The following is a 12,072-nucleotide window of genomic DNA, read 5'->3' on the forward strand; positions in this document are numbered from 1 at the left end:
GATAGAAAACACGCCCTAGGGCATAACTTTATTGTAAGATATTTACACTAACTGTAAGGAGCATCGAAAATAATGCGAATTTTAATGATGGGCGGTACTCGGTTTATTGGGGTTTATCTTACTAAGATTTTAGCAGCACAAGGGCATGAAGTGGTGTTGTTTAACCGGGGCAACAAGCCTGTACCGGTTGCGGGCGTAAAACAGATTCAGGGCGATCGCACAAATGTTGAACAATTGCAAGAAAAGTTATCGACGGTCGAGTTTGACGCGGTTTTTGACAACAACGGCCGTGAACTCAGCGATACAAAGCCTTTAGCTGAAATATTTAAAGGGCGGGTGCAGCACTTTGTTTACATGAGCTCTGCGGGGGTTTATTTGAAATCGGATCAAATGCCTCATATTGAAGGGGACGCTACCGATCCTAAAAGCCGGCATTTGGGTAAATGCGAAACCGAAAATTACTTGGCCGAGTCCGGTTTGCCTTGGACTTCGATTCGCCCGACTTACATTTACGGCCCCCAAAATTATAACGATTTGGAGGCTTGGTTTTTCGATCGCATTGTGCGCGATCGACCGATTCCGATTCCCGGTAACGGAATGCACTTCACGCAGTTGGGGCACTGTCAGGATTTGGCTAAAGCAATGGCGGCGGTTTTGGGGAACCAAAGGGCGATCGGGCAAATTTACAACGTTTCGGGCGATCGATTTGTCACCTTTGACGGTTTAGCCCGCGCCTGCATTCAAGCGGCAGGCAAATCCCCTGATGCTATTAAGATTGTACACTACGATCCGAAACAATTTGACTTCGGCAAAAAGAAAGCTTTCCCAATGCGATTGCAGCACTTTTTTGCTTCAGTTAATAAAGCTGTCACCGATCTTAACTGGCAGCCGGAATTTGACTTAGTTTCTGGATTGAAAGATTCTTTTCAGCATGATTATGTAGTTTCGGGGCGGGACAAAGCTGAGATAGATTTTTCAGTCGATGACGAGATTTTGAAAGCCGTTTGAAGTTAAGTTATAGTGGGAGCATCTCAATAGCAAAAATCTAGCACCCACCCTAACCCTCCCCTTAGTAAGGGGAGGGAACAAGAAACATAGCAAACACACTGTCACAGTAAGGTTTGCAGCCGTGTTAAGTCCAAATCTCGAAGGAGAAAAATAACATGAGATTTATCAATCCCAAAATGGATTTTGCCTTCAAAAAAATATTTGGCTCCAGCCAAAGTACAGAGATTTTGATTAGTTTCTTAAATGCCATACTCTATGAAGAAGAATCGATCATTAAAAGCTTAGAAATCCTCGATCCTTATCTTGGCCCTCAAGTAGCCGGAGCTAAAAATAGTTACTTAGATGTCAAAGCGCTACTTAATGACGGCACATTTGTGATTATTGAAATGCAAGTTTTGAAGGTACAGGCATTTGGCAAGCGAGTTTTGTACAATGCAGCAAAAACCTATGCACTCCAATTAACAAGGGGAGAACTCTACAAGCAATTGCGACCTGTGATTGCTTTGACTATCACTGATTTTGAAATGTTTCGCGGCGAGCAAGATGTGATTTCGCATTTTGTCTTCAAAGAAAGAAATCGCTTGTCTGATTATCTACAAAATGACATTGAGTTAGTCTTTGTAGAGTTGCCAAAATTTAAGAAAGAATTGGATCGACTGGAAACTCTTACGGACAAGTGGATTTACTTTATCAAAACTACTGGCACTTTGGATGAAGTACCTCAAACAATGGTCACAGTCCCGGAAATTCAGAAAGCCTTTGAAATTGCCAATCAAGTTAGTTTGACACAGGAGGAATTTAACATATTACAACAGCAAGAGTTTTTTGCTCAAGATCAAGAGGGTTCAGTGGCTTTAGGTCGGGAAGAAGGCAGACAAGAAGGCAGACAAGAAGGCAGACAAGAAGGCAGACAAGAAGGACAAGTAGGGTTAATTATGCGTTTGCTGAGTCGCCGTTTAGGTCAAATAAACCCGGATATTGAAAGCCGCATTAGCCAATTGCCGATCGACAAATTAGAGAATCTTGCAGAAGCCATGTTAGATTTTTCTAATGCCGAAGATTTAACAGCTTGGTTGGAAGCTAATTCTCCAAAAGACTAGGAATATTAGGTAAATCTCATGCTTGGAATAACACTCGGCAATCGCTACAGTATTATCCGTCACTTGGGAGGCGGCGGATTTGCTCAAACTTATTTAGCGGAAGATAAGCAGCTACCAGGCAATCACCTCTGCGTCGTCAAGCAGCTTAAACCTCACGCAACCGATCCCGAAACTTTAAAGGTAGCAAGACGTTTATTCGATACGGAAGCACAAGTTTTGTACAAGTTGGGAAATCACGATCGCATTCCCCGACTTTTTGCTTACTTTGAAGAAAATCAAGAATTTTATCTTGTTCAAGAATTTATAGAAGGCCACGATTTAAGTCAAGAAATTACGCAAGCTTCTCCGGGAACTGCGGGAGTCATGCAGGAAGATGCAGTCATTTGTATATTGCAAGAACTTCTAGAAATTTTAGACTTTGTACACCAACAAAATGTGATTCACCGCGATGTCAATCCCCGCAATATCCTCCGCAGAGATAGAGACGGAAAATTAGTTTTAATTGACTTCGGCGCAGTCAAAGAAATTACTACTCAAATCACCACTCCTCAGCCCAAGAATAGCTTGAGTGTCAGCATCGGTACTCCCGGTTATATGCCCAGCGAACAAGCTCACGGCAACCCGAAACTCAGCAGCGATATCTATGCCGTCGGTGCGATCGCAATTCAGTTCCTCACTGGCATAAATCCTCACCAAATGCCAAGGAACCCCGATACAGAGGAAATTATTTGGCAGGACAAAACATCAGTCAGTCCTGAATTTGCGAAGATTTTAGATAAGATGGTAAAGTACGATTTTAGGCAACGTTATTCTAGTGCCAGCGAAACGCTGCAAGCTATTAAAGAATTGAAAAATTCTTTCAGCGGTACAGTTCCTGTATTGCCTCCGGTTGCTGCTGCGAAGGGGCCGGTAAAATCCCGAAAAAAACTGTATTTAAAAATATTGTCGATCGCCAGTTTAATTGGCATCAGTATTATAGCATCTATTTATGGTGTAAATACTTTTAATGCGGCCAATGCAACTGACCTGTACAACCGAGGTAATACTCTTTACAATTTAAGCCGATTTGAAGAAGCTCTGGCAGCTTACGAGCGAGCAATAACTCTCAGACCGGACTACGCGGAAGTTTGGCAGGAAAAAGCCAAAACTTTGTACGAATTGAAAAAATACCAAGAATCGCAGTCAGCTTATGATAAAGCCATAGAATTAAAGCCGGAATACTTGGAAGCTTGGACGGGACGCGGTTATGCTTTGGATAAGTTGCAACAGTCTCAAGAGGCGATCGCATCTTTTGATAACGCTTTGAAAATCCAGCCCGACTATGCTGCAGCGTGGGAAGGCAGAGGCGATGTTCTCTTAGATTCGCAGCGGTACGAAGAGGCCATCACTTCCTACGAAAAAGCCGTAAAATTTCAGCCCAATTTGTACCGTGCCTGGTACAATCGCGGACAAGCTCACCAAAAATTAAAACAGTACGATCGAGCCGTAGAATCCTATCAAAAAGCAGTTGAAATCAAATTCGATAATTATGAAGCTTGGTACAATTTAGGCAATGTCTTCCTAGAATTAAACAAAAACCAAGAAGCTTTTGAAGCCTACGAAAAAGCCGTGCGATTTCAGCCCAAGTTTTATCAAGGCTGGTACAGTAAAGGCATCGCTTTCCTGAAAATGCGGAGGCATGAAGAAGCGGTAGAAGCTTACGAAAAAGCTGTTAAATTAAAACCTGATTATTATCAAGCGTGGTATAATTTAGGTTGGTCATACCACGAATTACGCAAGTACGAACAAGCAATTGAGTGTTACAGCAGAGCCTTAGATTTAAACCCGAAAGAATATCAAGCGTGGTACAATAGAGGCAATGCTCAGTCCAATTTAAAGCGGTACGAAGATGCGCTAGTCTCTTACAATGAAGCTGTCTATGTCAAGCCTGACTACTCGGAAGCCTGGTACAGCCGCGGCAATGCGCTTGTGGCGGTAAAAAGATACGAAGATGCGATCGCCTCCTATGACAAAGCAATTCGCTACAAACCGGATTACGGAGCGGCAATGGAAGCAAAAAAGCGGGCAGAAAGTCAGCTAGGAAGCAGCCCGCTAGAATCCGAACAACAACAATAATTGTTATTAACCCGCGTGGGCGGACTTTGTTTGTGTAAGTTATTCCGCATCTAAGGAATGAGAATTAAATAACTTCCACAAGTTTGTGGGATGGGCGTCCCGCCCGTCCTTTTTGGACGGGCGGGACGCCCATCCCACAATAACAATTAAAATTGTAAGTTATTTAATTCGCGATCCTAAGTTGTATTTTTCGGGCGGGCGAGACGCCCACCCCACAATAATTTCATCAAAGTTGACTGTAAAATTTAGATGCGCCTCAGCTTAGTAGCGATTTCACGATCCGAATGATGGTGGGGGTAGGTTATCTTTTAACGAACAGCGGGAGAAATTACGGTAACTCGGCGGCTGTCTACTAACATCGGCCAAAAACCTCGATCGCTCAATGCTTTTACGGCAGCAGTAGCGGCGTTTTGATCCGTTGTATAAGCGACGAATAAAAAGGGACGCTGGCCGTAGGAAGCTAAGCCTACTTGCGTGCCTAATGCTTCCCTGACTTGCGAGGCTAATTCGGGTTGGTTGAAGTAATCGACTAACACTGCATAACCAGGCCCCAGGGGTTGGGGATTGAAGGCAAGATTGCCGGTTGAAGGATTGGTGATTGGTTCAGAACCTGGTGCTGGCTGAGGGTTGTAGACTGGCAAATTTTGGGGTAGTGCCGCTGCGGGCGATCGTACTACGTAAGCTTGCAATCCGACAACATCTTCGATGTATTTAACCCAATCGCTGGCGATTTGCGAGTCGCGAAAGCCGCCAACTCGCGTCACCGTGTCGTTGATGTACTGACAAACTGTGTTGTTAGTATTTCCAGGGAAAGAGCGTTTTGCTCTTTCTTGCTGTTCGGGTGTTGGGGTGACAATTAACAGTAGATATTCATCGGACTGGGGCGGTTGGCAGCTCGACTCAGCTTTAACAGAAGTCGAGAAAATTGTCAATACCAAAAGGGCGATCGAAGTAGCAGAAAATAGGGGTAGAGACAAAATAAATTTGTACAGTTTACCCCTAATTGTTGTTAGTTGTTTTGTCTGATATTTTGCTATTTTGTTCATGCTGTCTGTAGGGAGGCAAGGGCATCGGGAATAGTTGGTGATGGTGCTTGAAATTCACCTGTCAGTACATATTCTAATCGCAGTTTCAACCAAGTGATGAAGACAGGATCTGTAGAAATAATAGCGGCGGCTGGCTGAGGGCATTTTGCTTTAACTTCTGCCATTGTCGGTGCTTCTAGGAAAGCTGGCTGTTTGACCAACCAGAAGTCTATTTGTTTTTCTTGTTCGTTGTAGTTGCGAGTTCTTTCTTTAAACACTTCATCTAGGGCTTCTTCTTCTAGCAAAAAGCGTTGGCTGGCTAAAACGTAGTAGTAGGTTTGCATTTTTCTCGGTTGTTAGGGGTTGACGGTTAGCAGTTAATGCCGCCTGTACCGACCAGTTTTGCTGGTCAGGGGCGGGTTTGCGGAGTTGCGATCGTTGGAGAGTTCTAGACTCTTGTGCCGTTTACTTTACCTTATTTGCTGTCATCTTGGGTAGATGCAGAGCAAGTCGCTTCAGAAAAATTTTTGGTGGTGAGAGTTGGGGGAGTTGTGAGTGTTGCGAGAGTGGCTGGTTTTTTGGGGATTTGGGCGATTATTTTTCGGGCTGGTGATTTTCGGGAAAATTTAGGTGACAATAGGAAATTAGATGGAATTGCAGGTTGAATAATTACCAATTATTGAGGCAATCTGGGGGCTGTTAAACCTGATTGGGAGTGGTTTGCATATGAAAAGTTGTTGGAGTGCGATCGCGACTGGTATTGCTTGGTGTCTGGCTTGGGGCGATAAACGCGAACCTCAATTTGAGATCGGCGTGTTGCAGGAAATGCGAGGGGCTTTGAATTCTGGGGAGGAAGTGCCGGAGGATGTGAGGGAAATTGTCGATCGGGTTCAGGAACTTCTCGCTATTCCAGAAAAGATTTCCAGAGAAGAGTTTCCCGAAACAATTACTGATTTGCAAAATAAATACCCGAAGTTGTGGAATCAGCCGGGAAAAATTGGCTTAGTTTACGGTGGTGTAACTAAGGTTAAGCAGTATGTATTTGAAGACGCTAAACTGCCAGATATTCGCGGTGCATCCGCACTGCTAGACCGCATCAACTTAGTTGATTTACCTGCTTTTTTTGACAAACGTCCTGAATCTCAACGTTACAATATTTACTTGCCAAAAGTAAGAGAGTGGGTGGATAAAAACTTTCCAGGCGAACCCGAGCTTGACGAAGCCAAGCTTTCAGAAGCTTTGATTCCTGAAATGATTGTTTATTCTACTGGTGGCAATATCTTAGCTTTCTGTCCAGCAGCTTTTGTGGATGAGTTAGCTGATGCCATTGAAAAACGCTATTCCTATGTAACCCTAACTGCTAATTCATGCGCGGTTGGAGATAGGTTTAAGCTTTTAGAAATTCGATTTGGTTTGCTGCGAGACCCGATAGAACAAACCTTTTGGCTCGATCGATACCGCCAAGAATATAAAAATCCCGTGGTTGAGGCTTACTTTGGCAAGCTGGATAAAGACTCAAACGAACCTGTCGATCCATCTTGTGTGGAAGAGGCGTTTGCAAATCGCAAGAGTTTTAATGAATTAACTACTAAATTGGCCGTGATGTTTAATCAGCGGCGCAGCGGCAATGACTTTAAAGAGCGCCCCAGCCGTCGCTACCCGCCGATGTTGGAAACGCACCCTTATCTGCAAAGGGATGAGGCCGATCGCCGATCGGCTATCACTCGGGCTACCGACCATCCCGAAAATCCCAATCAAAAAGGTCTTCCGGGCAATCCTTGGTTTTCGGAGGTTTCTGCGCGCAAACGCAAAGCGGGCGATCGGGCTAAGCAGGGGGAAATCAAAGAAACTCATTGGTACACAAACAAAGAATGGGCTGCTGATGTCATTGAAGGTTGGGTTGACAAGTTTGAGGATTTCTTAAAAAAGCATCCCGAAAAACTTAATAAATACTGCGGCAGTTACAACTACAACCTTGAAGAAGTTAAAATATCTGAATCTTTAACTCAGCTTGGCAGTGTGAGTAATGGCTTTGTAGCCTACATCTATGCTGACGGCAATAACATGGGTGGCTATATTCAAAAAATTACCACTCCCCAAAAATATAAAGAATTTAGCGAAGATGTTGACAATGCTACTAGATATGCTGTTTTTCAAGCCTTAGCCGAGCATCTTCATCCTCACCAGCTTAAAGAAAATAACAAGTCAGAATCGACTCTTCCAGAGGGTGCTTGGATTCATCCCTTTGAGATTATTACCATTGGTGGCGATGATATTATCTTGATTGTACCAGCAGATCGGGCATTGGCGATCGCCAAAACCATCGGAGAACAGTTTGAACAAATTTTGCTCAGACAAGTTCAGATACCCAATGTGGAAATCAAAGGTGACTATCAAACTCAGCCATCAGAAAAACCTATCGATCTCAGTAAGTGTCACCGCTACTTAAGTCAAAATGCAGGAACTACTAATTGTCAATTAAGTACATCTATCGGCGTGTTGATTGCCGACTATAAAACTCCGATTTACTACGCAAAAAAACTTTACGAACAATTGCTCAAGTCAGCCAAAAAACGTGCTAAAGATTTAAGACAGCACGGATACTGTGGAGGTACAGTGGATTTTTTTGTGATGAAATCTGTAACTGCGCTTTCATCTAGCATCGAGGACTTCCGCAAGAAAGCATTAACCAAAGACAGTCCTCAAGAACTTAAGTTGTACGCCGCACCGTACACTTTGCATGAAATTGGTGGATTGATTGAGTCTGTCAAAGCCTTGAAAAAAGCTGAATTTCCCAAATCGCAACTCTACCAAATTCGCAGTTTCCTAGAACAAGGGAAAAACACAACAATTCTCAACTACCGCTATTTCCGAACCAGACTCAAAGATGGTAATTCAGAAATACTTAAAAAAGAGTTTGAAGAAGCTTGGTGCAAACCAAAAGATCCCGAAAATAATGGTAATCTAGCTCCCTGGATGTCTGTGATAGAGGAAAACAAACGAACCGTATATGAAACCATCTGGCGAGAAATTGTAGATATTTACGATTTAATTGAATTAGAAGATTCCCAATTTAGTTCAGAAATATCGGTAGATGCGGAGGTTGAATCATGATTGTTCTCACGAATTTATCAAGGTCAATTGAGCCTTACACACTTACAGCAGTAATTGATACAGCTTTGTGTGTAGGCGCGGGCGGTTCTTCCGGTTCCCTTGCAGATAAACCAATTGTCCGCAATTCAGAAGGAAATCTGTTAATTCCCGGTTCTCAAATCAAAGGTCGCCTCCGCCACGAATGCGAGAAAATTGCTAGAGGCTTGGGTTGGGAGATTTCCGAGTCTCCTAGTCCTGGAAACATGGTAATTCGCCGAGAAAATGCACCGGATAAATTTAAGCGCAGCGAATACGAAGTTTTAGGATATAATGAGACTTATCACTGTTTGATTAGTCAAATTTTCGGCGATCCTGTTTTGCCATCGCGGGTAATTTTTGAAGATTTAATTTGTACGGAAAATCCGGAAAATTTAGCTGATTTTATACGTCCGGGAGTCACAATGAATCGCCGCCGTCGCACCGCGGAAGAAAACAAACTTTACTTTTTAGAGACTTCTCCACCTCATGCTTCACTGAGGTTTGAGGGTCAAATTCATCTGTTACCAAATTGTCCCGATTATGCCAAACCTTTGATATTGGCGGGTTTCAAGCACATTCACGCATTAGGTGGAAGTAAATCGGCTGGTTTGGGATGGCTGAGTTGGGAAACTTTACCGAATTTTGAAGTTACTGATGCAGATTGGGATTGTCTAGCGAAGGGAGGGGAAAATGCAGCGAATTGAACTGGAAATTAAGGTTTTGTCTCCTTTGGCGATCGCCCGTCAGAAACCGGGTGGTTCGATCGGCGAAGCTGTAGACTATATCCCCGGTACGGTGATTCGGGGTGCTGTGGCTGCTCAAATTTTGGATCTATCGAATGGGCTATCGACTGATTTGACCAAAAATGGCGGCGATTTTCAAGCTTTATTCTTGAGTGAAAATCCCGCAATTTTTCAAAATGCTTATCCAGCACTGATATTTGATGGCGATCTAGTCTCTAAAGATACATTTGAAGAATATGGAGTTTTACCTGCAACAGCACTTAGTTCTAAAAATAAGCCGGGTTTCAAAGAGGAAGAGGACGATCCAGAAAGAAATGGCGTTTTTGACACTTTAATCGATCGCTTTTGTGCTGAATCTTATGGATATCCCTACGATCCAAATTGCCCAAAAGATGGAGGGAGAGTTGATTCTGCTGGCATTACTTTTTATGGTAAATTCGACGATATGTATCACAGTCTTAAGGTCAACAAACGCCTACTAACGCGAGTGGGGATTAATCGTCGCAGGGCTACATCTGAGGAAGAAATACTTTACAGTCTGGAGGTTTTGAATGAATCTCAGGAAACCAAACAAGATCCTGTTTACTATCTAGGTGCGATTTTAGTGGAACAGGATTTAGCAGAATCTCTGCGGAATTTTATCGATCGACGCCATCAAAGCTTTCGGTTAGGCGGTTCGACTTCCCGAGGATTGGGGAAAGTTGAAATTGAGACAAAAGAGCCTATTGATGCTAAGATAGATGTGAGCGATCGCATCACTAAATTCAATCAAAAGCTAAAAGATCGTTGGTACAAATGGGAAGTTTTTGGCAATCCTATTCAAGAGTCACCAGCAAACCGCACTTACTTCACCCTGGACTTGCAATCCGATGCTATACTGACTGAAAATTGGCTGCGTACCACTGTAATATCCAAAAAGATGTTGCACCAGTTTGCAGGGGTTGAAGCTCAAGATAAATCTTTGCATTTGGAGGCGGCTTATAGCAGTTATGATTTTATGTCTGGTTGGAATGCGGGCTGGGGGTTGATGAAAGATGTAGAGTTGATTACCACGAAAGGAGCGGTTTATTTGTTCAGTACAACTCAACCCGAGCTTTGGATTAAGAGATTGGGAGAGTTGGAAATGAGGGGATTGGGCGATCGCACTTGCGAAGGTTTCGGACAAATTAAAATTTGCAACCAGTTTCATAATATATTTAGAGAGGAGGCAGTGTAGATATGTTAGAAATTTTAGATATATCCTTACAAGAACAATTAGAACTCAGAATTGAGCGAGAAATCAGTAACCAGATGGACGCAATAATTGAAAAAGTAAACAGGATAGCTAAAAAATTCTCCATTGCCACAAAAGATAAAAAATCTCCCTTCAAAAATGTTCTGGCTGTTGCTACTGATTCCAGTTCTTCCCTTGAAGTTATCAAAAACTACATTCGCTATCAGATAGGTCGCAAAGATTCTAGTCCTATCTGGAAAATCCTCAACGAGGAAGATATGTTTGCGATAGCATTAGTTAAAGAACTTGACAAATTAAATGAGGACGTTACAAAGATATTACAAAAAATGAGAAAGAATCTACCTAAAAGTAATCCTCTGGAATCTTACCTGACCGATACTCAGAATCGGGAGAGAATAGAAAGAAATATTCATCTCAAAATTGCACAGCTCTATCTAGGCTATCTAGCACGAGAGCATACAGCAATGGTAGGAGAGAAAAATTTAGGTCAAGAAAGTTAAACAGACATCAAGATCGAGCGCTCAAAAATTAGGAGAAAAATTTATGTCTACTAAAGATAAAGAGATACGTCGCTTAGTCATTTCAACTGTTGGTACAAGTTTACTTACTAATCAAATTAATAGTAATAAAAAGTCTCAATCAGATTGGTATTTTTGCTTGCAGGATAATGCTAATCTAACTGAAAAAAACCTTGAAAAGGGTTCGGATATTGATAAGATAATTAAAAGCTTAAAGCAGAGTGCTGAAACCAAACTCAATGAAGTTAATACAATCGGAATTAAAGAAGCGAGTGCTGAACTGAATGGTATTTATGGATTGTATAATGATCAACTAGAAAACGGTAAGCTAGACCATCATGTTCTAATTACTACAGATACAGCACAGGGACAAGTTACAGCAAATCTTGTTGAAAAATTTTTACGGGATCGAAAAATTAGTGTTGAAGTGTATACACCTGAAAAACTTTCAACAGCAGATAATAAAGTTTTCAATCAGGGAATTGACAATTTACTAGATTGGCTTGATAGACGAGTAAAGGAAGACAAGGAAAAAAACTATGAAATCTATTTCAATTTGGTAGGTGGATTTAAAGCATTGCAAGGATGTATGAATACAATGGGGATGTTTTATGCCGATAAAATTATCTATGTTTTTGAAGGAGCGAGCTCAAATTTAATTACTATACCTCGCTTACCCATAACCGTAGATTATTCCCGGCTGACAGATCATGTACCTACTCTAGCATTACTCGATGCTGGTGCTGGGCTACTTCCATCAAAAACAAAAAACATTCCAGAAGCTATGATTGCAGAAATTGATGGCAAAATGACCATTTCTAATTGGGGACAGCTTATTTGGAATCAGTGTAAAGATGAGTTTTTGTCACAGAAGTTACAAGAGTTTCCCAGGCTATCTTACGACGAAAATAGGTTTCCCAGAGACTATAACAACATTAGTACGGCACAAGAAAAGGTTAAACTCCAAGAAACATTGGCTAAAGTTTCGGGCTTACTCGAAGAATCTAACGGTGATACTAGAGATTTAGTGAAATCAGTTAGTTATTCTCCCTACAAAGGAGCAAAAGAAAAAGAAGTTTATCATTTTTATGTTGGAATACATTGGCGAGTTAGTTGTAAAGTCTCAAATGGAAATCTAACTCTGCGATATTATGGAACTCATGATTATGTAGAAGGAAAAGAAACAAATTAAATTAG

The 12,072-nt window shown here is 42.0% G+C and carries 11 protein-coding genes; 9 read left to right on the forward strand and 2 right to left on the reverse strand.

All coding sequences use genetic code 11. From position 1 onward, the window contains the following. Positions 1 to 72 precede the first annotated feature (72 nt). The 3 genes from QT990_RS02015 (at position 73) to QT990_RS02025 (ending at position 4,223) form a co-directional block, all read left to right on the forward strand. Positions 73 to 1,008 (forward strand): NAD-dependent epimerase/dehydratase family protein, encoded by a 936-nt coding sequence (locus tag QT990_RS02015; RefSeq protein ID WP_333141343.1) that lies wholly within the window; start codon positions 73 to 75, stop codon positions 1,006 to 1,008. A gap of 155 nt (positions 1,009 to 1,163) precedes the next feature. Further along, positions 1,164 to 2,108, forward strand: coding sequence for an Rpn family recombination-promoting nuclease/putative transposase (locus QT990_RS02020; RefSeq protein WP_333141341.1), 945 nt, complete (start codon positions 1,164 to 1,166; stop codon positions 2,106 to 2,108). 18 nt (positions 2,109 to 2,126) lie between these two features. Continuing rightward, on the forward strand, positions 2,127 to 4,223 hold the full coding sequence (locus QT990_RS02025) for a tetratricopeptide repeat protein (protein ID WP_333141339.1): 2,097 nt from the start codon (positions 2,127 to 2,129) through the stop codon (positions 4,221 to 4,223). A 308-nt stretch (positions 4,224 to 4,531) separates the two neighbouring features. On the opposite strand, the gene QT990_RS02030 is transcribed toward QT990_RS02025, so the two are convergent. Continuing rightward, positions 4,532 to 5,269, reverse strand: coding sequence for a hypothetical protein (locus QT990_RS02030; RefSeq protein ID WP_333143761.1), 738 nt, complete (start codon positions 5,267 to 5,269; stop codon positions 4,532 to 4,534). Continuing rightward, on the reverse strand, positions 5,266 to 5,592 hold the full coding sequence (locus QT990_RS02035) for an MgPME-cyclase complex family protein (protein ID WP_172192102.1): 327 nt from the start codon (positions 5,590 to 5,592) through the stop codon (positions 5,266 to 5,268). Before QT990_RS02035 ends, QT990_RS02030 begins: the two co-directional genes overlap by 4 nt. A 114-nt stretch (positions 5,593 to 5,706) precedes the next feature. On the opposite strand from QT990_RS02035, the gene QT990_RS02040 reads away from it, so the two are divergent. The 6 genes from QT990_RS02040 to QT990_RS02065 all read left to right on the forward strand — a co-directional run bounded on the left by QT990_RS02040 (position 5,707) and on the right by QT990_RS02065 (position 12,067). Beyond that, positions 5,707 to 5,913 (forward strand): hypothetical protein, encoded by a 207-nt coding sequence (locus QT990_RS02040; protein ID WP_333143760.1) that lies wholly within the window; start codon positions 5,707 to 5,709, stop codon positions 5,911 to 5,913. A gap of 61 nt (positions 5,914 to 5,974) precedes the next feature. Then, on the forward strand, positions 5,975 to 8,362 hold the full coding sequence (gene cas10, locus QT990_RS02045) for a type III-B CRISPR-associated protein Cas10/Cmr2 (RefSeq protein ID WP_333309490.1): 2,388 nt from the start codon (positions 5,975 to 5,977) through the stop codon (positions 8,360 to 8,362). After that, positions 8,359 to 9,084: an RAMP superfamily CRISPR-associated protein gene (locus tag QT990_RS02050; RefSeq protein ID WP_333106169.1), complete on the forward strand. Its 726-nt coding sequence runs from the start codon at positions 8,359 to 8,361 to the stop codon at positions 9,082 to 9,084. The genes cas10 and QT990_RS02050 overlap by 4 nt, the downstream gene beginning before the upstream one ends. After that, complete coding sequence (gene csx10 / locus QT990_RS02055) at positions 9,071 to 10,339, forward strand: type III-D CRISPR-associated RAMP protein Csx10 (RefSeq protein WP_333309488.1); 1,269 nt, start codon at positions 9,071 to 9,073, stop codon at positions 10,337 to 10,339. The genes QT990_RS02050 and csx10 overlap by 14 nt, the downstream gene beginning before the upstream one ends. Positions 10,340 to 10,341: 2 nt before the next feature. Continuing rightward, entirely contained in the window at positions 10,342 to 10,857 is a 516-nt protein-coding gene (locus QT990_RS02060) for a hypothetical protein (protein ID WP_333309485.1), read from the forward strand. A gap of 43 nt (positions 10,858 to 10,900) precedes the next feature. Continuing rightward, positions 10,901 to 12,067 carry a putative CRISPR-associated protein gene (locus QT990_RS02065; protein WP_333309482.1) on the forward strand — a complete coding sequence of 389 codons (1,167 nt, stop codon included), beginning with the start codon at positions 10,901 to 10,903 and terminating at the stop codon, positions 12,065 to 12,067. Positions 12,068 to 12,072 lie beyond the last annotated feature (5 nt).

This window comes from Microcoleus sp. T3_B1 (assembly GCF_036700445.1).
Classification (GTDB): Bacteria; Cyanobacteriota; Cyanobacteriia; order Cyanobacteriales; family Microcoleaceae; genus Microcoleus.

Excerpts from the sequence above, each read along its gene's own strand:
- QT990_RS02015 (WP_333141343.1), top strand. The coding sequence starts at position 73 with ATGCGAATTTTAATGATGGGCGGTACTCGGTTTATTGGGGTTTATCTT.
- QT990_RS02020 (WP_333141341.1), top strand. The coding sequence starts at position 1,164 with ATGAGATTTATCAATCCCAAAATGGATTTTGCCTTCAAAAAAATATTT.
- QT990_RS02025 (WP_333141339.1), top strand. The coding sequence starts at position 2,127 with ATGCTTGGAATAACACTCGGCAATCGCTACAGTATTATCCGTCACTTG.
- QT990_RS02030 (WP_333143761.1), bottom strand. The coding sequence starts at position 5,269 with ATGAACAAAATAGCAAAATATCAGACAAAACAACTAACAACAATTAGG.
- QT990_RS02035 (WP_172192102.1), bottom strand. The coding sequence starts at position 5,592 with ATGCAAACCTACTACTACGTTTTAGCCAGCCAACGCTTTTTGCTAGAA.
- cas10 (WP_333309490.1), top strand. The coding sequence starts at position 5,975 with ATGAAAAGTTGTTGGAGTGCGATCGCGACTGGTATTGCTTGGTGTCTG.
- QT990_RS02050 (WP_333106169.1), top strand. The coding sequence starts at position 8,359 with ATGATTGTTCTCACGAATTTATCAAGGTCAATTGAGCCTTACACACTT.
- csx10 (WP_333309488.1), top strand. The coding sequence starts at position 9,071 with ATGCAGCGAATTGAACTGGAAATTAAGGTTTTGTCTCCTTTGGCGATC.
- QT990_RS02060 (WP_333309485.1), top strand. The coding sequence starts at position 10,342 with ATGTTAGAAATTTTAGATATATCCTTACAAGAACAATTAGAACTCAGA.
- QT990_RS02065 (WP_333309482.1), top strand. The coding sequence starts at position 10,901 with ATGTCTACTAAAGATAAAGAGATACGTCGCTTAGTCATTTCAACTGTT.